The following is a 22,372-nucleotide window of genomic DNA, read 5'->3' on the forward strand; positions in this document are numbered from 1 at the left end:
GAAAATGGATATCACTGGTTCATAATTTACAGAATGAATTTAATAGATGACGGTCACCGTTCCTTTCTTTGAAAATACTTGTCCTGAAGCACACTGGAAGGAAGCCAGGTACACATAGCTGCCCGCAGGTACATTCATTGCCCGGAATTTTCCATTCCATGCTGCACCGGCATCTCCGGGTAGGAAATTCTTCTTCTCAAATACCAGTTCACCCCAGCGGTTAAAGATGGCGAAGGAAGCAACCAGTTTTACACCACTGCCCCGGATGGTAAATGTATTGTTCAATGCATCGCCATTAGGGGTAAATGCATTGGGAATATATATATGACTTTCCCCGCATTCTGTCACCACCTTGATGGTATCTGATGCAGCACACTGGAACGCATTTTTAACTGTAATGATATAATCCCTGTCGGCGGTAGGTGTGGTCAATGGCGATGGACAATCGCTGCAACTCAGGTCGTTGGCAGGCAACCAGCTATAACCCACTACATCATTGCTATACACTGGTTCTAATTGATAAGGACTGCCACCAGTGACCACTACATCTGCACCTGCCTGCACGGTGGGTAATGGATTGACGGTTACGGTCACGTTGGCTGTATCAATAAAACACTGATAGCTGTCGCGACCTTCCACGTAATATGTAATAGTGGAAGTCGGGGTAGCTACAGGATTGGCAATCGTTGCATTATTCAAGCCAGAAGTATTTCTTATCCACTGGTATGCCGCTGCACCTGTGGCTTTTAATTGCACACTGTTGCCACTGCAAATTGTAACACCCGGATTGATTGCTAAGTTCATTGGAGGCGCCACAACCATTTTGACTGAGTCTTTAGCAGTACAACCAAAATCAGATGTCGCTTCCAATACATAGGTAGTAGTGCTGGCAGGCGATGCCACCGGGTCTGCAATGGTATTATTATCCAGTCCTGTGGCTGGCTGCCAGTTGTATAATGCTCCGCCACTGGCATGTAATGTCAATGTGCTGCCACTGCATAATACCATCTCCTTTTGCCCCAGGTTGATCACTGGTTTGGAATGAACCACCAATTGCTGCAAACTGGTATCAACACAAGAACCATTTTTAAGCATAAGGGCAATGGTATATTGACCAGGTACCCGGAAGGTCAATGGTACAGGGTTTTGAACTGAAGAAGTTTGTCCCTGGCCAAAATTCCATGACCAGCTTTGAGGGGTAGAAGCTGCAGTACCAGTAAAGCTCGCAGTTCCTCCCTCACAAATCGCAACCGGTCCGCTGATGATGCCCTTGATCTTTTCATCAACCACCACTGTCTTTGTCGTTTCTTTCACACATCCGGAAGGAGAGGCCACTCGGAAGCGAACGGAATAATTGCCGGGTTGTAAATATGTAAATAGAGGACTCTTTTGATTAGAGGTATCTGTCGCCAGACCTGTTCCAAATTCCCAATGGTAATTCAATGTTTGTTGCGCCCTGTCAGCTGCAAGACTAATAACGGTTGGTTGGAAGCTGATATTGGAAATGGTGCAGGCGGATGGAATGGCACCGATATCAATATGAAGGCTGTCGATAACGATCTTATTAACCATGGTGGCAGAAATGTTACAGCCCTGGGCATTGGTCACAATTAAAGAAGGCGCATATACACCTGCCGCTGAAAATGGGTGAACCATTGTAGAATCTGAACTGGTCTTTACCACTCCATCACCAAAATCCCAGGTGTACGACCGACCGTTTGTTCCCGGGGCATTAAAGTTGATTGACTGTGCAGTGCAGCTCATGAACCTGTCCGCTGTCAATACAGGAGAAGCAGATTTTATTACTACTGAGTCCACCGTAGTATAGCTGGTGCCATTATCACTGTATACAGTAAGCGAAATTTTATATACTCCGGGAGAAGTATAAAGATGCGAAGGGTTGAAAACATTTTCCGACCTGCTACCATCACCAAAATCCCATGTCACCTTGCTGGCGTTGCTGGAGGTGTTGGTAAAGTTTACGAGTACGGGTGGGCAGGTACTATTATTAAGGTAAGAAACGCCTGTACTAAAAGCTGAATTAATGTATTTTACAATAATGGTCTGCAGCGCCGTATCTGTACAGGCATAGGTACCATTCCTGGCCAGCAGCAGCACTGTATAGGTGCCTGGCTGGGTGTAAGTGTGCTGGGTGTTGAAATCTGTTGACGTCGTACCATCGCCGAATTGCCATTCGTAGGTGGTACTGCCAGTATAGTTATCAAAACTATTGTTGTAAAAGCTCACAGAAGAATAAGGCGATATGGTGTTGGCCGATACATTAAATGCTGCCTGCACCCCACCTACTCTTACATATGGACTCCACTTCTGGTCTGTGCAGCCTTCTGCATCTGTTACTGTCAGGTACACATCATAGGAGTAAGGTTGTGGATAGGTATGTGTAAATGGCGCCGGTGATGCATTGGTCACCCCCTGTCCATCACCAAAGCTCCAGCTCCAGGAGGTGATGGGCACATTGTTAGATCCTTTCGAGCTATCGGTGAACAGGAGCGTAGCATCGCAATAAGCGGGCTTCAGGCTATAATTAGCAATAGGGCCACGTACACTAATCGGAATATAATTGGTGGTATCAAAGCATTGAAAATGATCAGAGACCAGGACTACACGGAACTGATCGGACCCTCTTTTCATTTGCTGCACCTTTAGATGCATACCGGGATCAGAATCATAATTATCCAGGCCATAGGACCAAACCTGTGCTAACTCCCCATTACCATATTCAAACTTGAATGTGCTATATTGAGCCCAGTCATAATAAGCAGCCCAATTACGTTCCAAATGGTCAAGGGTTATGGTCATTCCGTCATTGCTGCACACATTGGTGGTGGCAGCGCTAAGCTGTGGTGATTGTTTCAGCAACACCTGCACCAACATGGAATCCTTTACGGTGCAGCTCCCGTTTACTGTAGTAAGTACAGCTTTATAGGTTCCTGTTTTGGTATAAGTATGTTGGATCGTGTCCTTATAACTGGTATAGGAAGATGAACTGCCATCGCCAAAATCCCAACTCCAGCTATTGGTTTGTTTGGATGTTTCAGTAAACACAACCAAACCTCTTGTTCCCTCGCAGGTGTTGGTATATCCGCTGATTTTGGGAAACGGTGGGCTCACATGTATATAAGCCACCTTTTGCACAGTGTCAAAACAATTCTCTATCTGCCCGCTAAGTGTAATGGTATAGGTGCCTTCCTGTTCGTATTTATGACTCATGCCATTGCTGTTCCCGCCATAATGATATTCCTGTTTTCCATCACCAAAATCCCAGTACCAATCCTGGTATTCATTACCAGTGGCAGAGAACTGTACCGGTGTATTGCCGCAAATAGCTGTTCCGGAAAGGGAAGTGAAATCAAACTTGGGCCTCGGCCTTACACGTATGTCTTCATAAGTAACAGTACCTGTGCAACCATTGGTCAATACATAATTCAGGGTGACCGTGTGAATACCAGCTTTATTAAAAACATGCTTCACTTCGGCATCAGTAGAAGTGCTGTTATCATCGCTGAATATCCACTTATAAGATGCAACAAGGTCCGGGCGGTTGGCTTTGAATCCTAACGTTAACCCCAGGCAGCCATAGCGCAGGTTATTCAGTGTGCTGTAAGACCACATGTCTATCGCCATATAAGGTTGTCTCAGGTCCAGGTATTGATACCAGGTATTGGAACATCCCTCAGCATTGGTCACAGTTAACATGACATTATAGGTGCTTGCGAAATCAAATTTTTTAATAGGTTCTTTGATAGTCGCATTGGGTGCGGGGCAATTGTAATTACAAAAAAAGTTCCAGTTCCACTTTACTGCATCGCTGGTGGTGTCCTTAAATTGAACGTCCACAGGAATGGCGCAGGGAGAGGCTCTTTCTGCGATCCAGCCTGTGAGCTTTGGCGATTTTTTCACCGTAAAATCCTTGTACACTGTATCCTTGCAGCCTCCAAAGGTGTTGATCATACGAAGCTTGTAACTCCCCGGATTATAAACATAAAAAATAACACTTTCCTGGCCATAAGTATACCCATCTCCAAATTCAGGTATGTTCCATTGCGTCATGAAAGGCTGTGGAGTACTCTGGTTAAGGAACTTTATTTCCTGCCCTGTGCAATTGATATTTGGTGCAATGATCTCTGACTGGTAATTGGCCACATTCAAATAACCTGTTAGGGTCTTCGTGTTGGTACAACCTTCCGAGCTTTTCACCTGCAGGGAAACATCATAGGTGCCCCTGGTGTTAAATACATGCGACGGTTCTTTGGTGGTGGAAATGCCGCCATCTCCAAAGGTCCAGGCATAGCTTAATGTACCAGGTCCTTTACTGCTGTTGGTGAATGTTACCGCATCATTGATGCGGCATAAAAAGGTTTGGTTGGCAGCAAAGCTGGCCTCCAGCACAGGCAATACTTCAATAAGGCTTTCCTTTACCAGCGTGGATTGGCAACCCATGCTGTTGATCACGGTAAGGCTAACTGCAGCCTGCTGGGCAAAGGTAAAACTGTGTTGTGCCGTGGCACCGGATCCTCTTTCGGTATTGCCATCACCAAAGTCCCAGAAATAGCTTTGAATATTGCCATCTCCTGGCAGTACCGAAGCTGTAAAGCCAGCCTGCAAAGGGGCGCAACCCTTTACAACATCTGTTGCAAAGTTGATGACCGGCCTTTTATAAACTGTGACAGTCTGTGTTTTGGAGGAAGTTTTGTTTCCATCTGTTACAGTAAGTCTTATAGTATAGCTTTTTTCCTCAGTGTATATAGCTGCGGGGTCTTTTTCAGTAGAGGTATTGCCATTGCCCAGGTCCCATTGAAAGCTGGCTCCACTGCCGGCACCTATGGTTTTATTGGTAAAGCTTACAGTTAAAGGAGAGCAGCCACTGGCTTTGCTGATAGAAAAATCAGCAGTGAGTTGGGAATATCCTTCCAGGCTGGCCATAAAGGCAGGCAGCAAAAGGATCAATAGCTTTTGCACGGATACGTGAGGCATTACAAGCAGTTTGGTTTATAGTGGTTTACCATTTGGGTACTTTACATCATGGTAAACCGGCAACAAGATAATTCACGAACCCCATATTTGCATGTGTTCAGCGGGCTTTTGCCGGGAATGAAATGCAAGCGATCACTATTGGACAAAGTCCATGTTAAGAACATGCTTGAACATTGTGCATAAACTGTGGTAAACTTTGGAGGTATATTCTTGTAAATAGGTTCACATGAAGGTAGCTTGCTGTTGCTTAATAACCCAAAGAAATATAGAACGACTTGATATGGTGGCTAAACCATGAAGGGGAACTGAAAGGTTCCCTTCTTTTTTCTCTGAACATTGAAAATTGATAGTTGCTCATTGAGCATTTCTTTTCCTTCAACCCAAGAAAATATAGTTATAGTTAATGCCCCTTAGCTTAAACCTTCATCCTCTTTTTGCATTGGGCAGTTTGTTATGTCACTTTTTGCTTCCCGCAATTCTGCGGCTATGCTTTTCCACAAATCCGCCTTCGGCGGGGGCAGTTAGTAAGTCAACTATTGTGGTCAATACTATATTCGAATAGAGTGACTTTAAAAGGGGAGTTTGGAAATTGAGGAGTAACTGTATAGCATAAACGACGGGATTTTGTCATTCCGAGGCACGAGGAATCTTTGGATTGCATTGAAGCGACGGAATAGTTTTTTAAGTATGATTGAGCAATCTTTTAACCTGCCACCTTTCAACCCATTCTTCCTCCTTGTTAACCTGTTAACTTAGTCAACTTTTCAACTGTCCATTGACTTCCTCCCACTACCTATTATCTTGCATCATCATTCTACCTGCCTATGAAATCTTTATTAGGATGCCTGCTGATAGTAATCATACTGTTTTCCTGTTCAAAAAAGGATTCGGACCCGGTAACTACTCCCAATAACCCGGTCATTACTTCCTATAGCCCTTCCAATCCAACCACTGGCGACAAGCTAACCATCACGGGAAAGTTTTTCGGAACAGATATTTCAACTGTATCTGTGAAGATCGATTCTTTGTCACTGGTGGTACAGTCAGTAAACGACAGTACCATCGTTGTCTATATTCCCGCTAACCTTTTAACCTCCGGACAGAAATCCTATACACTTTGTGCTTACATAAACGGCCGGCTCAGTAATACCCTGACAATTTCAGTTGCGTTTGCTGTTCATGGATGGAGATATGTTAGCCCCTCACTGGACATTTTAAATGGCCTGCCATTGCAGCAGGTGCGGAATATCGCTTTCTCCGATTACAACAGGGGTATGATCTCGGGTCCGGGAATCGTAGCCAGTTCCCTCGACGGTGGTACCAACTGGGGCGGCGTATTCAATGGAGGTAACACCCTTGGCTATGCGCTTTCTGTTTGCAATGAAGATCATATCTGGATGGAGCAGGACCGCTTCGATATCATGTACCGCGACCAGCAGGATCCCATCTTTTATCTTTTCAGCATGGCACACCTGGACACCATCACTACTGTACCTTATTTCCAGGGAAGGTCCATCACCGGCGTATATACCTATAAGCCTTTCAGGGGTTACATCCTCAACCAGGAAGGCAGAGTGTATAAAGTCAATGGGTCTTTCTCACCAAAAGATATTTCACTGGAATACACCAGTACTTATCATACGGATGCCGCCAATTCTTCAGACACAAGATTTTACGATATATCCGCATTGGATAGCATGAACATGGTCATGGCCGGCTGGCCGGGAACCTACCCCAATACCAAACTGGTATTGATCCATAAAAAGAATGGCGTGTATTCCGAATACGACCTTAGCACGAAGCTTCAGTACAGCTTTGCTAAGATCCAGCTGACAGATCCCAACACGGTTTTCATCCTTGATGGATTTTACAATATGTATAAATTCACTAGCGGAACACAGCTTACCACATTACCTATCCAGGCTTATTCCTTTTGTTTTGTCAATTCTCAGGTAGGCTATGCGGCCTTTAAGGATAGGATATATAAAACAACAGATGGTGGTCAAACCTGGAATACGGATTTTGTCCTGCGCACTGCGGATTACATTTCAGCCATGTACACCAAAGACCAAAAGGTCTGGGCCATTGGCAGGGCCAACGGCGGATCCGCTTCGGGATTTGCCATCAGGTATGATCCATAATAAAATATCCATCCTTTGTTGTATAAACAGGATGGATGGATCTATAAAGTCAATTTAGTTATTTATTCTTCAGCCGGAAGGTGGCGCTTAATTTATGAAAAGCCCCCGCATTGTCCTTCAGGTTTATATACACCCAACCTTCTGTATACCCCGTGCCTGCGGCATCTACGTGTGACATATAGTTTTCGTAGCTACCTGTCGACTGGTCTATCTGGTAGGCTACTCCATTGATCATTACAGGACTGGTGAACCAGTTCCACGGACCTACAGTGAGCGTGCCGCTGGCAATATCCACTCCTGTTCCATTCTTCACACTACTGATATGCCCTCCTGAATAGGTAATGAATGGAGATGCGCTGCCGGCATCATCAGTCAGTAAATACTTTTTATCATCCAGCGTATAATTAAAATACAATTTGGTAGATGTTGTGCAGGTATAAAAATTCAGGTCATACTCCTTGCCCTGCTGCGCATAGGGTCCCGATCCTAACACCAGTTCCGCAATACCACCCTGGCGAACGCCACCCGGATCCAGGATGCTAACATATACACCGTCGTAGCCTCCCTGTAAATATATTGAGGTAGTAAATCTTCCGTTTTTAATGGGCACATAATATTCACGCGGCATTACATTCGAAACAGATAACAGGGCGGTGCCATTCTGAACAGGGTTTCCAACACAATCATATACCCGTCCATACAGGGTGGTAAGCCCTGGTGTTGTTTTTATGGGTATGTTCACGTCAACCTCCGATGCGGTGGGGAATGATCCAATCTCTTTTGTTTTGTTAAGGGGATATTCATCCTGGTAATTGTACTGGTCAGGGTACACGTATAAGGTAATCTTTTCATTGGCCGGAACAAACAATACCCCACTGCCCTCCGCATTGGTACGTCCGGTCGCTACTTCCTGGTCATTTATTTTAGCAACCAGCTTCATATTGGTGAGTGTGGCCGCACTGTCAGAACGCAGGTTCACTTTCAGGTATACACCTGCTACCGGCATGGCTATGTTCCACAGCGTGCTGGTACTGATAGGCACCTGGTAAGTATTATTGATTTTCTTTGCCATAGCCCCACGTACCCATTTCCAGTTCTCATATTTATAAGAGGGTACTGAATCAGGTGCACCAGCCTGCATGGATGGTTGAATAGGAATGGTCAGTTTTACCCCTTTATTGGCCGGGAAATAAGTGTCAAGCCAGTAGGAACCGAAGGACCGCAAAAACCATCGTTTATTGACAGAGTCCACGCTGAAATCAGGCATGCTTAATGCAAAACCTTTTGCCACCGGGTTCAGGTATGCTGCATATCCAAATCCCTGGAGGCCACCATTTGGATAATTAGCCGGGTCCAGTGGTCCATAGGATACACTGCCACCAGCAGGCAGCCAGAAATAGCCATTGTCAGCTCCCGAGCTGGCACTATAAACCAGTTCACGCGGGATCACTGTGGCATCTGCATAATTCTGGAAAGAAGGTGTTAATGGGAGAACCCTTGGCGTATGAAAATAATACAGATCCGAAGCAGTCAGGTTATTGTGTTCAAATACCTGGGTTCTGAACAAATCAGTTTGTATCACTCCACTTGTAAAAGCATTATACTGGAGATTATAATTACTGTAAGCTCCATTGATTGATACTTGCGCAGGATTGTTGGTTTGACTGTTGCTGTGCATATAGGTGATCAAAGAAGTGAAGACGGGCGTATAGGGTGTAACCGGCGTATAATTCAACGATGGATCAACAGGATTATTAGGGTCAGTAGATTTTTTACATCCACATATAATGAATAGAATAAAAAGGGAAGCAGCAGTTGTTTTCATAGCAAAGGTTTTGATCATTTCTCCGAGGACTGCATTGTACAACCTGGAAGAAAACTGTACTTATTGTTTTCTGTTCCTGAAAAACATTAATAAACCCCCTCAATATAGAGCTCAATTGCTGATTTTTCAAGAGTGCGCAGGCATTGTAATTTGCTATATAACACAGTTGAATAAGAAAAATACCCACAAAGGAGTATTTTATATGGTACATACTGCTTCTATATTCGCCAATTAAATCAAGACCAATGAAAACTGCTTCGTACCGCTTACATGCAGGCAAATTATTTTCGCTGCTTTCATTTTTTTGCCTGTACCTGGTTAGTTGCCAGAAAAGTAATTCTGACCCGGAACCGCCTCCCGCACCAACCGATTTGAATCTTTCAGTATCCGTGTCCCAGGCTGCGCCCTACCAGTTCATTAAACTGCAGTTGCCGGCAGGAACCAAACCTCAAAGTCTGACAGCTACTACTGTGCCTGTACATATAGGTACGGCCACTGTTGACGCCTATGCAGACTCAAAAGCATTTGCTGCCAGCACCTATGCTTATTATATAATGGTGCCCGAACTCCCAACAGGTGCCCAGGAAATTACTATGACAGTTGCTGATGGTAAAACAGCCACAGGATCATTGAAGCTTACCACATTTAATAAAATAGCAGATGTAGACCTGTATATCAAAAACCAGCAGGATAATGCATTGAAAGAGGTTACAGATGCCAAAGCTGCATATGATGCCCAGGTGCAATCGGGTAATATGCGTGCCTCCACCCGTGATAGCCTGAATACATTTTTACAGCAATCCTACAATAAGAACAAGACGATCGTAGATGCCTTGCCTGCTGAAGAAAAAAGAACCTATGCACAGCTTATCGATGCCAATAAAAGCTGGCTGAACGATTTTAAGCAGGTATTTATCAATAATCCATTGAGCAATTACAGGGAGAATACCCAGGGTGATTGCGAGGAGCTAAGGCGCAAGCAAAAGATGTACTGGGATAATGGTGATATTGGCAATGCCAATAATTTAAAACTGCAGGCAGAGCAATGTGAAGCTGCAAGAGAACAGCAAAGAGTGGAGGCCAGTAATGCCTATACCGCTAAATTAAAAGAAGCATACAATGCTGCCAATGAAGAACGGAAGGCTACCAGCGGAAGACTCAAAGCCGGCTGGGCTTTTGTATCCACTTTTGTTACAGAAGCATCGAAAGGATTCTTTGAAACAGCAACAGGTATCAAAGACATCAATGATCCTTTTGCCGTATTGGAAATTGACGATACCCAACAGCAACGGATAACCGCGCAGGAGTTTGAGCTCGATAAGGAATATACCTATAGTGCAGGCCTGCAGTTAGTAAACGTCAATAGCCAGAACGCAACAGCCTTTCCTGTATTTGCCGGCATCATTAATGGCATCAATAATTATAATACAGCCATGACCGACCTGGGCCAGTTCCTGCCTTATGTACCTGAATTGCAGGTTCCCGCAGCTAAAAATGAAAAGCTGTATGTTTCAGGCTATACAGTAGACCAGGTAAGTGATAACCGGGTGAACGTGGAAATAAAGGATGGTGCAAAGGGTAAGCTGATCAAACTGAGTCTGAAAGCGCCCATCATAGAAACCGTGATCAATTTAACCTTCCGTGTAAACTATACCAGCAATTATGGCAATGGCTCTAAACAGATACAGGCCACCTTAAATATTCCCCTGGATAAAATGCTGGTAAGTGTGAGCCCTCTCACCATCACCAAATGGAACGAAGGCGGTGTTGACCTTTTTACCATGCACGAGATCTGGCGCTGGACTTGCGGCACTACGGAGTACATCAACAAAGAGCAGCTATTGAGTGCCAGCATCAGCTTTGCAAGCGGTGGAACCAGTAACGTTACCGAGAAATACCATGAAATATATTATGACAATCCCGGCACCACCTGTGCCACGGTAAGAAAAGTGGACCAGGAAAAAACTTATGGTAACACTGCTACCTGGTCGGCCAACAATGCAACTAAAACGATAACAGTGACCTTTAAAGATGACCAGGGACAGGAAAAAACATTAACCGCACCTGCAGTCATCCAAAACGGAGTGCTAACCATCAGTGGTGGCGGCGCTACGCTGGCTATGCAGAAATAAACAGCAACCTGACTGCATAAAAAAATCCGGGATATACTCCCGGATTTTTTTATTGCTTATTTAGGAAGATGTCTCCACCCGGGGTCTACCCAGGCGTGGATTTGTGTGTTGCGGGGGACCCCGGGTGAATTTATTCCCATATCCCAAAAAGAAGTTTAATGGTTCTTTTCTATCTTAATAGCATGGCAGTAAGGCTGCAACAACAATGCGACAACGGTATTTATTTTATTTCATTCACTTGCTTCAGTTGGATTTCACTCTTTGAAATAGCCAACACTTATCAAAGTATCTATAAATGGTTTGATCATTTGAATGAAAATAATAGTTCAATTATAGGCTATGTCATCATGCCAAATCATCTTCATTTGTTGGCTCATTTGCCGACCAGTTTAAAAACTGTAAATAGAACCGTGGGTAATGCCAAGCGATTATTAGCTTATGATATTATCAAAAACCTTGAACTGCAAAAACAAGAAGACCTGTTACAACAATTATATGATGCTGTAAAGCCTAATGAAAGAAAAAAAGGGCAGCGGTATAAAGTGTTCCAGGAAAGTTTTGATGCAAAGCTCTGTCCAAGTATTGAAATTGTATGGCAGAAGCTAAATTATATACATTATAATCCTGTAAGAGGTAGATGGAATCTTGCCCAGGACTTTACATTATATCCTCATAGTAGCGCTGGTCATTATTATGGTACTAAAATAAATGCGTATAAGAATATTGTCTCGGTAAATGATGTAAAAGAGGTGTAAGAAACACCCGGGGTCCCCCTGGCTCTTCACAAAGCCCTGAAAGGGTAGACCCCGGGCGAAGAGTCATTTCTTTTAAGATCCTGCAATATTATAATAGAGGTCTCTTTAAGTTTAATGCCCCTAATTGCTTAATAAAATATTGTTCACACCCGGGGTCTACCCAGGCGTGGATTTGTGTGTAGCGGGGACCCCGGGTGGAGTATTATTTCTTTTATGCGCATTCATGAGATGTGATCGGAAGATTACTTTGTTCCTCTCCATGACTATCAGTTTTATACCTTCTCCTCCAAAACTTCTCTTCTTTGTGTTCCTTTCCGTCCTTGGCGTCTTCGTGGCCCTCCCTTCCCCTTTATCATTCAATATTCCTTGTTCTATTGTTCGATATTCACTTGTTCTCCGTGTTCCTCGTGTCATTGTGCCTCTGTGGTTCTTTTTTCTTTCTTCATAATTCAATATTCCTTTCTCTCCTTATCAACCTTCAACATTTCAACTTTTCAACCCTCCCTTCCCCTTCATCTTTCGATATTCACAATATTCTTCTTCTCCCTTGTCAACAAGTAAACTTGTTAACCTGTCAACCTCCCTTCCTCCTCAATAATCCTCTTCAATCTTATCAATCTTAGTTCTCTACTTCATCTTCCTCTTAGCTGCAATACCCATCACATACGTGCCTGCAGGGGGAAACAATCTCCCGCTTTCCAGCTTACGGATATGCATGGTGATGGCACTTGATTGATTGCGCAGCGTCCAGTTCAATCCCTTATATCCTTTTTCGATGACTATGCCCGGACCTACAGGATCAGCAGACCATTTGCCCCTGAATGTTTTGCCATCCATGGTTTTCCAAATGTAGCTACCATTAGCAAGCACCTGCAATACATCTGTAGCAGTATGATAGGAATATTCATTGTGCTCGTAATTACCTTCAGTACGTGTGTTCACGGCCATCACTTCACCAAGGTTCCAGGTGCCAATGAACCAATTGGTCCACCAGCCTTCACGTGTCAAACCTACTACCTGGCTCCAATCCATCCATTCAGGCCAGTTATAAGCATCGGGGACGATCAAATACTTATTCTCACCCGTGGCAGCATTCTTTGCACCAGCATTGTAGGCTGTGCCAGTTTCTTTTATAGTACCTCTCTTCCAGCCACCAGCATAAAACAAAATAGAATCACCCACTTTATAGGTTCCAACCACAGGCCATGCACTTGAATTAGCCACGGGCTTTTGTATAGTCACCGGTTTGGCAGCCGGTGTATTATTAACAGGCGTTGGCTTTGTAGTTATAGGTGGAGCAGGCGTATTCGTGTTCTTTGTGGAATTAGCTGACAACAGCTTTACTACATCAGCAGCATTAAAGGACCGGGCACGGTCAAGCGCTGTTTTACCATTATTATCTTTCAATTCAGGTTTGGCTCCCTGTTGCAGCAGGTATTCCACTACGGACGGCTTGTTGGCCGAAGCTGCTGCCATCAATGGTGTGAGAAAAGTATAGGGCAACTGGTAGTTCACATTGCCACCACCTGCCACAATGCTTTTCACTTCTTCCAGGTTGCCGGCATCTGCCTCACGTACCAGGGCGTCACCTTTAAACGTAGCATCATATTTAGCCCATGGCCCTGTCTGCGCATGAAGTGCTATTGATAACAATATCACAGAGAAGAACGTCAGGATACGAAATGCAGTTTGTTTCATTGGTTCAAATTGGCCGACAAAATAATAAAATTATTGAGCACTAAGCCCTTATTGGCGTTCTTGCTAACGAGTACTATATATTCCATTGTGAAAATAAATTCTTAGTACCTCCAAGTTTATCATGTTGGCGGGGACGCCAACATGAGCGGTGTGCCCTCCCTTGAACATTGAACATTGAAAATTGGTTATTGAATATTATTTCCCTTCATCCTAAGAAAAGACTGCTATAACTATTGCTTCTCCAGTCTAAACCTTCGACATTCCTTATTCGATATGCTGCGGTTCCTGCCGCCCTTGTTGACGTCCCCGCCAACTAGTACTATGTTCAATTGTGAGAATAGTTCTTAGTGCCTCCACGTTTATCACGTTGGCGGGGACGCCAACATGAGCGGTGTGCCCTCCCTTGAACATTGAACATTGAAAATTGTTTGTTGAACATTATTTCCCTTCATCCTAGGAAAAGTCTGCTATAACTATTGCTTCTCCAGCCTAAACCTTCATCATTCGAAATTCCTTGTTCGAAATTCTGCGGTTCCTTCTTTGTTCAATATGCTGCGGTTCCCTTGATCAACTAATAAAAATCAACCCTAATCCTCAACTATCAAAACTTAATTCTTAAATTCCCTATTCAATGCCTCCGGAAAGGAAAGCATCATAATCATAGTTCTAATAAATTTTAAATAGTAAATATTACATCTTAAATCTTATAGTCTATGTCTTCACGCAGAGAATTTCTTACCCAGGTAGGCGGAGCCACAGCTCTCGGTTTTTTGGTGTCAGCTTGCTCCAGCTCTAAAGCTGCCGGTGCCACCAATGGTGCTTCTCCGTTCTTTTACGAAATGTCGCTGGCCGAATGGAGCCTGCACAAAGCTTTGTTTGCCAATAAGATCACTAACCTGGATTTTCCTGGCATAGCTAAAAAACAATACGGCATCAGCGTGGTAGAATATGTCAACCAGTTCTTTAAGGATAAGGCCAATGACACGAAATACCTCGGTGAACTGTTAACGCGTTGCAAGGATAATGGTGTGACCAACCACCTCATCATGTGTGACGGTGAAGGATCGCTGGGTGACCCCGACGCAGCCAAAAGAAAACAGGCAGTAGAGAACCATTACAAATGGGTGGATGCTGCAAAATTCCTGGGCTGTCGCACCATCAGGGTCAATGCTTTTGGTGATGGCAGTGCGGAGGATGTGCAGAAAGCAGCCATAGAAAGCCTGTCGCAATTGGGTGAATACGCGGGCAAGGAAAATATTAATGTCATCGTGGAGAACCATGGCCATTACACATCGGATGGCAACTGGATGGTAAGGCTGATGAAAGGCGTGAACAGGAGTAATGTGGGTGTGCTGCCGGACTTCAATAATTTCTGCGTAAAAAGAGAAGGGGGAGGTACATGGAGTGGAAAATGTATCGAGGAATATGATCGTTACAAAGGCGTGAAGCAAATGATGCCGTATGCCAAGGGTGCTAGCGCCAAAACCATAGATTTCGATGCCAATGGCAATTGCGTGGAGACAGATTATGTGCGCATGCTCCAGATCATTAAAGACTCAGGCTTCAAGGGATATATTGGTATAGAATACGAAGGAGAAAAGCTCAGTGAGGATGAAGGCATCCGCAAGACAAAGGCTTTGTTGGAAAAGGTAACGCCAATGCTTAGTTGAGTCGGAAGTCTGGAGTCGGTAGTAAGAGAACCACGGTGACAGAGCGGCATAAAGATGCACAGGGAAGTTTGAAGTTTGTGGTTTGTAGTTTGTAGTTTCTTAGGTGCAAAAGGCTTTATTAATTGCGGCCTTTCTTAAAGTATAATAAATATGGAGTTGAAATAATAGCCAGTTCATAAGATTTATAATTATCAAGAGAAAGCCGTTAATATTTTGCGGGCATATCAAGTACAATAGCATTAATAGAAAGGAATCTTTTCCCCGATTAATAAGTATGCCTGCAATTAACTATCATCTGACCCTGCCTATTGTGACGAATGACGGGATCATCCTGGGGCAGGAAGGATCTGTGCTAAAAGTATAGGCGGCCATTGAGCTGTAATAAGAATTTGAACTAATAGCTATGAAAGTTGATTGGTTATTTCATCCAATAGGAAGGAAACCAGGACCGGACAATAAAAAATTCTTCCTACCTATCGGCCAGTCAACTTTCAACTTTTGACCTGCTCTCTCCTTTTCAACCTGTCAACCTGTTAACTTTTCAACTTTTTCCATCCCTTCTGTAACATTTCGTCTCAATCGACGACTATTCATATAAACTAACCGCATTGTCACGACAGGAAATAGAAAAGCAGTTCGAAAAGCATATTCGTGAAAATGAATTGCTGATCTATAAAGTATGTCGCATTTATGCGTATACAAGTGCTGACAGGCAGGACCTGTTCCAGGAGATCGTGATCCAGCTATGGAAGGCCTATGCTAATTTCAAAGGCAACTCCCTGTTCAGCACCTGGCTATACAGGGTGGCCATCAACACGGCTATCACCGGCCTGCGGAAGAAAAAAGATTTTATTGATTCCTATGAGCCAGCAAGCCTCCCTGTGAATATAGGTGATGATAACACTGCCCAGGCAGACGAAGAGCGCATGCAACATTTATATACAGCCATTGCACAATTGAACCAGGTGGAAAAGGCCCTCGTAATGCTCTATATGGAGGACCGGTCTTATGAAGAGATGGAAGAAATACTGGGCATGTCGCAGGGAAGCCTGCGTGTGAAAATGAGTCGTATCAAAGACAAATTACGTCAAATGACAAAAACAATTGAACATGGAACTCGATGACCTCAAGCAATCATGGAAGGAAACACCAATACCAACACCTGTAAATAAAAACATCATGGAAATGATCCAACACAAAAGTTATGGCCCTGTAGCGGCCCTGAAAAGAGGGTTTAGAAAACAAATGATCATAATGGCCCTCATGCCATTCATTCTCCTGCTCACCAATGCCAGTGACATCAGTAAACCCCTTACCAGTGTGTTGTACTGGAGTTACGTAGCCGTTGCTATCGGTGTTATAATTGTTGCTTACTACAATTACCGCATTGCAGATAAAATGCAGGATATGAACGGGATGGTAAAGGCCAACTTGCAGCAGCAGGTATCAGTTTTACAAACAAGGTTGCGCTGGAAGATCATCGGGTTACGCATTGTCTTTATCTTCTTTATCGTGCTGTTGGAAGTATTGCCCTATATCCAGCACTACCGGATGCTTGAAAAATGGCACTCTCTTCCCCTCTTTGCACGCTTTGCTGTTTACCTGGGCTTCCTTCTTTTACAATATTTTATAAGCCCTCTTATAATACAACGGAAGTTCGGCAGGCATTTGAATTATTTGCAATCGCTGGTTAAGGAAATGGAGTAGGGTTTTGAAAAGTTGATAGGTTGAAATAGGTTGAAAAGTTAACAGGTTGATATGTTGACAAGGAAAGGCAATTGAGGTCCATATTTTTTCAAGCAAGGTCAAATAGTCATAGTAATAGAAACCAATTCCATTGTTTTGTCATTAACAATTTAACAGAGCAGGTACATTTTTGGATAGTAGGGTAGATGAGATTCCCGAACCAAGCCTCAGGGTGGCGATATTTTGGTAGCGGGGACATTATATTTTGAAGAAGCAAAGCCCTGTAAGGGCGATATTTTGATTTGGTGTATAAGTATTTTTTAATCACTATTCAAAACATTATTATGAAAATACCTGCCGGGATTTACAGCCAGGGAAATATCGCCCCGCTGGGGCTTTGTGATCTTCTCAAGGTGCCTTTTTCTACCAAAATACCGCCCTTACAGGGCTCCCTAAGTCACTGTACTAATTGCTTTTCATTGCTACATAAGCCTTATGATATAAGACAAAAGAATATTCACACGAGGTTTGAAGCGGTAATGCTTGCTTGGTATTAGAAAATCTGTTGTGGAAGATTCAATCACGGTGGCGGGGACGCCAACATGCGCACCGTGAAAGCCTTTTAAAGTACCGTGAACTTATTGCAAAATAACAGAAGGCTTCGGGCTTCTTTTTTATCTTTATACATGGCAAAAGAAGCTAAGAAAAAAGGCCACACCTAAAGCATGATGACCATTTTGAGCCTAAAGTAATACTGATTTAAGTTTTGAGGAACTGATTAATATGTCAGTAGAGAAAAGCCAAATGAAAATAAAACTGATAATAAGAAATGGGTACTGCTTTAATGCTCATAGTATTTTTTGGAACTATAATAATTACATGGAATAGTGTTGTAAAACTCAGAGTTACAGTTTTCGAAAGAAAAGTAACGATAAGATATGTACTGAAACATTTAGGGATTATGGTTCTAACTTTTGTTGTCGCATTTCTTGTACTGTGGTCAATTCATTTTTTACCAAAAGCATTACGTTTTTAATTTTTTACCCATCTTGTCTCAACAAGTATAATTGTATCTCTTTGAAAAGGGGGAAAGCAGGTACTCCGCATTTCGGAAAGTACTAAGGAGATTTCGTACAGAGTAAAAGCTTTTTAAGAATGCGCACACTCACTTTCTAAAGCATTGGTAAATGCCAGCCAAATCAAATGTCTTTACCACCTAAAGAACTACAAACTACAAACCACAAACTACAAACTCTTCTTGTTTCTCCGTGCACCTCCGTGCCACTGTGTCGCCGTGGTTCCTCACTCCCGACTTCCAACTTACTTAGTGCTCCTTTGTACCTTAGTGCCTTTGTGGCAATTCTCCCTCCTCAAAAATCCTCTCAAATCCTGTTAATCTTAGTTCTTAAACCTCATCGAGAACATCGTTCCCTCACCTTCAATGCTGGCCACTTTAATAATGCCACCGTGCAGTTCAACGATCTTTTTGGTAATCGATAAGCCAAGGCCGGTGCCCGGGTATTCCCCCTTGCCATGCAGACGCTGGAAGGATTCAAAGATCTTTTCGTAGTTCTCTTCCTTCATGCCAATACCATTGTCTGCCACATGAACCCAGGTATAGCCGTCAACAACATCTGCATTAATGTGTATCTCGGCCTGCTGTTGATTGAATTTAATGCCATTGCCTATGAGGTTGTAAAACACCTGCGACAGGTAGTGCTCATTGCCCATCACAACAGGCATGGGGCCAATATGGATGATGGCATTCTTTTCTTTAATGGTCAGTTCCAGGTCCTCCAGGGCTTTTTGTATGGGTTTGTTCAGATCAGTGGGCACCAGTTCTATTTCAGTTTTTAAAGAAGACATGGTCAAAATATCCCTGATCAATAGCTGCATGCGGGCCGAAGTTGCTATGATCTTTTCGCCATAACGCTTGCTGGGTTCATCAAACTTGTCATTATTCCGGTCATTGAGCAGGGAAGTGAAAGCAGAGATCTTTCTCAATGGCTCCTGCAGGTCGTGCGAAGCGATGGAAGCAAAGGCTTCAAGGTTTCTGTTGGCCTCTGCCAGTTGCTTTTCTGCTTCCTTACGCAGTGTTATCTCGTTTTCCAGTTCAATAACCGTTTTTTGTGAGAATGCCTGTGGCAATACCTTGATCAAATAATATACAGTCAGTAGGCTGGTGATGCCTGTGAAAAAACGCACTAGGGCATTGACCCGGTACATAGGGATCCAGAACATCATGGCATCGAGGAAATGCGTGGCACCACAAAGCAGGATAAAAGCCGCGAACCATAGGTAGGCCGCCTGGAAGCGTATACTTGTTTTCTTCTTTAAAAAATAGCGGATGATGATAACCGGGATTAAAAAATAAGCCAGCCAGATCATCAGGTCGCTGATAATATAGAGCCACCCATGGAAATCAGTCCAGTTGCCACAATGCCACCTGGCAGGCCATTCGCTGGTAGAGAATAAATTTTTAAAGAAATCTATGACACCATTCATATGAAAGCGTATCAATTTTTTAAGGATTTAAATATAGCCAAACCATCAGCAGTTTTTGTAGCATTCAACATTCAATGATAAGGTATAATTTCAAAGCCTTTTTATTGTTTAAATATCAATTATGCAAAATAAGATGATGATTAAACAGTATCATCTGTATACACCTGGTAACCGGCCACATTATTTCAGGAATTATAGGATTAGTTCATTATGAAGAAATTGTCCTACTTTAACACCCAATAGCTTAAAAGGTTCATTTTCATTATCTTGCCTTTAACTTAACCAACCAAATCATTTGAATTCAATATTCTCCGAAGAGTTCAAGGGCGAACAATGGTATAAAGACCTGTTTGACAATGCCCATGACCTGATCCACATTGCGGATCCTGGAGGAACATTGATATATGTGAATAAAGCCTGGGAAGAGGTATTGGAATATTCACTGCCCGAGATCGCCAACAAATCCATTTACTCTTTCATTGATGTTACAGACAGGGAGAGCTTTAAAAATTACAGGGCTGATGTTTTGCAGGGCCTTATTCCTCCCAAAGAAGTAAAGCTGTCACTGGTTGCCAAATCAGGTAAACTGGTTACCATCGAAGGCTTTCTCTCCTTAAAGTCCGGGGATGGCCAGCCATTATATACCAGGGCCATATTCCGGGACATCACCGCAAAAATTGAAAATGAAGCACGCCTGGAGACCTTTAACAAGGAATTGCAGGAAAGGGAATTCAACCAGCAGCAACTGCTGCACTTTGCCCCCGATGCCATCATTGCCATGAATGGTGATGGGCATATTACATTCTGGAACCCAAAAGCAGAACAGGTTTTTGGCTGGTCACTGGAAGAAGTAAAGGGAAGATCCCTTGCAGAAACCATCATACCTCCCCAATACAGGGAAGCACATAACCAGGGTATGAAAAGATACCTGTCCACGGGCAGGGCCCAGGTAATGGGCAGAACCATAGAAGTAACCGCCCTGAATAAGAATGGTGATGAATTTTATGTTTCATTGACCATCTCTTCGGCTATACAGGATGGCCAAACCACATTCATTGCCTTTCTCAGGGATATCAGTGAACAAAAAAGGAATGAGCTGGAGCTGGATAAAAAAAGAAAGGAACTGGAACAGACCAACCAGCACCTGGAGCAGTTTGCCCATGTGGCCAGCCACGATATGAAGGAACCTATTCGCAAGATCAGTCTCTATAGCCACATGTTGACCGATGATGAGGAAAATGTATTGACACCCGCATCGGAAGATAATCTTAAAAAGATCCAGAAAGCCGCCTCCAGGCTTACCCAAATGGTGGAAGGTGTATTGAACTATTCCCAGTTAAAGAATTTCAATGAAGCTGCTGAGGATGTAGCCCTGGTTGATATTCTTTCTAACATAGAAACCGATCTTGAACTGCTGATACGGGAAAAACAGGCCCGGCTTCATTATAATAGTTTCCCATCCTTCAGGGGCATACAGTTTCTTATTTTCCAGCTCTTTTATAATTTGATCAATAATGCACTGAAGTTTTCCAGGCCGGGGGTACACCCTGTAATTACCATTACCCACAGGATCATACATGGGGTAACGGACAATGCATTCATTGAGATCTCCGTTGCAGACAACGGTATTGGCTTTGACCCGCGCTATTCCGAAACCATCTTCGACACCTTCACAAGGCTGCATTCCAAGAACCAATTTGAAGGTACCGGCCTGGGGCTGGCTCTTTGTAAGCACATAGCCGAAAAGCATGGTGGAAGTATCAGCGCTGAAAGCAGGAGCCAGGGCGCAGCTTTCATTGTGACCTTTCCTTTTTAAATAAACATCCAGGAAAAGAATTCTTGTTTCTCAATGAAACACCTTCCTGATTTTACCAGGTTTTCAATAGGTGCTTTTTTACTGAAATAATTTGCCTTAGCCAATTGTTCTGCATGCCTTCTATGGTACAACTCCCGTGCTGGTTCCTATCAACGCCAGATCAACTGTATAGCTCCGGTATAGATACTGCGTGGTGATCACGCACTAAGTATACCGTAAATAGGGCTTTGATAGCAAGATGCCTGGCATAAGGCTATCTGTTGGTTGCTTTGTTCTCTTTCTCCCGACTCAAGACTCCCGACTCCCGACTCAATACCCTTCCGGACAAAAGCGGACAAAACCGGTCAAATCGGACAAAATCGGTCAAAACGGACATAGTGGTTTTGAACTGCTAATTATTTTAGCAATCTTGCAACTATAAAATCTAATATCATATGGCCAGGCAAATAAGTCATGTAAAGGCGATAGGTACAGTATGTGGAGACATCAACTTTTATAAAGATGTGGACTGGGGATTTTTGGTAAGAATGCTTCCTGGGGTGGATTCTAAGCGCTTCTGGAAGGACCCTGCCTTTGAAGGCAGCCGCAGGAGTGCTGAAAGGTTTAAACAGGGTAATATCATGTCTTCTATTATCTACCGCTTTGTTCCTGTTAAAAGAAGATACCCAAGGCTGTTTACCCAGGTAAGAAGAATTGCCATTGCTTTTTTAAAGCAGGGAAGTGAAAAAGGGGAGGTGTTTTCAGCCTTGTTTACCTTTCTTATGGAGCAAAAGCGTATTTCCCTTACCCGGGAGCAGTTTGATTTACTCCTGTCTTCCTTTGAAGAGGAACTAAAAGGAAGGATACAAGAACAAAAGCCCGAAAAGGAAAAGAAGATGAAGAACAAGCTGGATATCCAGGTTTCTGCACCACTTAGTGAAGAGGAGATAGAATACTTTAAGCTGTATATGGATGATATAGAGTGGACCATAAAGTTTGAAGGGGAGTTTCCGGAAGATTACAGGATACCGCTGTTTTTGCTTAAGCATGCTGTTTAAGCGTTTCTGGTTTATTGTTTTTTGTTTCTGGTTCTTTAGGTGGAAATGTATTCTTTTAGCTGTCAGTATTTAGGTTGAAGAATTGATTGCAAATAGTATTGACTCTAGCTTT

12 protein-coding genes are annotated in these 22,372 nt (G+C 43.4%); 8 read left to right on the top strand and 4 right to left on the bottom strand.

The window, feature by feature from the left end; genetic code table 11:
- Window positions 1-39: 39 nt before the first annotated feature.
- Window positions 40-4,995 (bottom strand): PKD domain-containing protein, encoded by a 4,956-nt coding sequence (locus BUA53_RS21715; RefSeq protein WP_072836719.1) that lies wholly within the window; start codon window positions 4,993-4,995, stop codon window positions 40-42.
- Between the two features lie 824 nt (window positions 4,996-5,819).
- On the opposite strand from BUA53_RS21715, the gene BUA53_RS17665 reads away from it, so the two are divergent.
- Complete coding sequence (locus BUA53_RS17665; RefSeq protein WP_072836720.1) at window positions 5,820-7,136, top strand: IPT/TIG domain-containing protein; 1,317 nt, start codon at window positions 5,820-5,822, stop codon at window positions 7,134-7,136.
- A 58-nt stretch (window positions 7,137-7,194) separates the two neighbouring features.
- On the opposite strand, the gene BUA53_RS17670 is transcribed toward BUA53_RS17665, so the two are convergent.
- Window positions 7,195-8,961 carry a hypothetical protein gene (locus tag BUA53_RS17670; RefSeq protein WP_139256481.1) on the bottom strand — a complete coding sequence of 589 codons (1,767 nt, stop codon included), beginning with the start codon at window positions 8,959-8,961 and terminating at the stop codon, window positions 7,195-7,197.
- Between the two features lie 245 nt (window positions 8,962-9,206).
- Here BUA53_RS17670 and BUA53_RS17680 point away from each other — a divergent pair, with 245 nt between their 5' ends.
- Both BUA53_RS17680 and BUA53_RS17685 read left to right on the top strand, forming a co-directional pair.
- Window positions 9,207-11,093: a hypothetical protein gene (locus BUA53_RS17680; RefSeq protein WP_072836723.1), complete on the top strand. Its 1,887-nt coding sequence runs from the start codon at window positions 9,207-9,209 to the stop codon at window positions 11,091-11,093.
- 182 nt (window positions 11,094-11,275) lie between these two features.
- Window positions 11,276-11,848 (top strand): transposase, encoded by a 573-nt coding sequence (locus BUA53_RS17685; RefSeq protein WP_175546112.1) that lies wholly within the window; start codon window positions 11,276-11,278, stop codon window positions 11,846-11,848.
- A 627-nt stretch (window positions 11,849-12,475) separates the two neighbouring features.
- On the opposite strand, the gene BUA53_RS17695 is transcribed toward BUA53_RS17685, so the two are convergent.
- Window positions 12,476-13,546 (bottom strand): ankyrin repeat domain-containing protein, encoded by a 1,071-nt coding sequence (locus tag BUA53_RS17695; RefSeq protein WP_072836726.1) that lies wholly within the window; start codon window positions 13,544-13,546, stop codon window positions 12,476-12,478.
- A gap of 713 nt (window positions 13,547-14,259) precedes the next feature.
- On the opposite strand from BUA53_RS17695, the gene BUA53_RS17700 reads away from it, so the two are divergent.
- The 3 genes from BUA53_RS17700 to BUA53_RS17710 all read left to right on the top strand — a co-directional run bounded on the left by BUA53_RS17700 (window position 14,260) and on the right by BUA53_RS17710 (window position 16,923).
- Window positions 14,260-15,216, top strand: coding sequence for a sugar phosphate isomerase/epimerase family protein (locus BUA53_RS17700; protein WP_072836727.1), 957 nt, complete (start codon window positions 14,260-14,262; stop codon window positions 15,214-15,216).
- Between the two features lie 608 nt (window positions 15,217-15,824).
- The gene (locus BUA53_RS17705; RefSeq protein ID WP_084080231.1) at window positions 15,825-16,340 is read left to right on the top strand and encodes an RNA polymerase sigma factor; all 516 of its coding nucleotides are present in this window, start codon (window positions 15,825-15,827) and stop codon (window positions 16,338-16,340) included.
- Window positions 16,327-16,923, top strand: a complete 597-nt coding sequence (locus BUA53_RS17710) for a hypothetical protein (RefSeq protein WP_072836728.1) — start codon at window positions 16,327-16,329, stop codon at window positions 16,921-16,923. The genes BUA53_RS17705 and BUA53_RS17710 overlap by 14 nt, the downstream gene beginning before the upstream one ends.
- A gap of 1,377 nt (window positions 16,924-18,300) precedes the next feature.
- On the opposite strand, the gene BUA53_RS17725 is transcribed toward BUA53_RS17710, so the two are convergent.
- The gene (locus BUA53_RS17725; RefSeq protein WP_072836731.1) at window positions 18,301-19,407 is read right to left on the bottom strand and encodes a sensor histidine kinase; all 1,107 of its coding nucleotides are present in this window, start codon (window positions 19,405-19,407) and stop codon (window positions 18,301-18,303) included.
- 295 nt (window positions 19,408-19,702) lie between these two features.
- On the opposite strand from BUA53_RS17725, the gene BUA53_RS17730 reads away from it, so the two are divergent.
- Together BUA53_RS17730 and BUA53_RS17735 are read left to right on the top strand one after the other, a co-directional pair.
- The gene (locus BUA53_RS17730) at window positions 19,703-21,223 is read left to right on the top strand and encodes a PAS domain-containing sensor histidine kinase (RefSeq protein WP_072836732.1); all 1,521 of its coding nucleotides are present in this window, start codon (window positions 19,703-19,705) and stop codon (window positions 21,221-21,223) included.
- Window positions 21,224-21,657: 434 nt separating this feature from the next.
- On the top strand, window positions 21,658-22,260 hold the full coding sequence (locus BUA53_RS17735; RefSeq protein ID WP_072836733.1) for a hypothetical protein: 603 nt from the start codon (window positions 21,658-21,660) through the stop codon (window positions 22,258-22,260).
- The last annotated feature ends 112 nt before the right edge of the window (window positions 22,261-22,372 follow it).

The organism is Flavisolibacter ginsengisoli DSM 18119 (assembly GCF_900129295.1).
GTDB lineage: Bacteria > Bacteroidota > Bacteroidia > Chitinophagales > Chitinophagaceae > Flavisolibacter > Flavisolibacter ginsengisoli.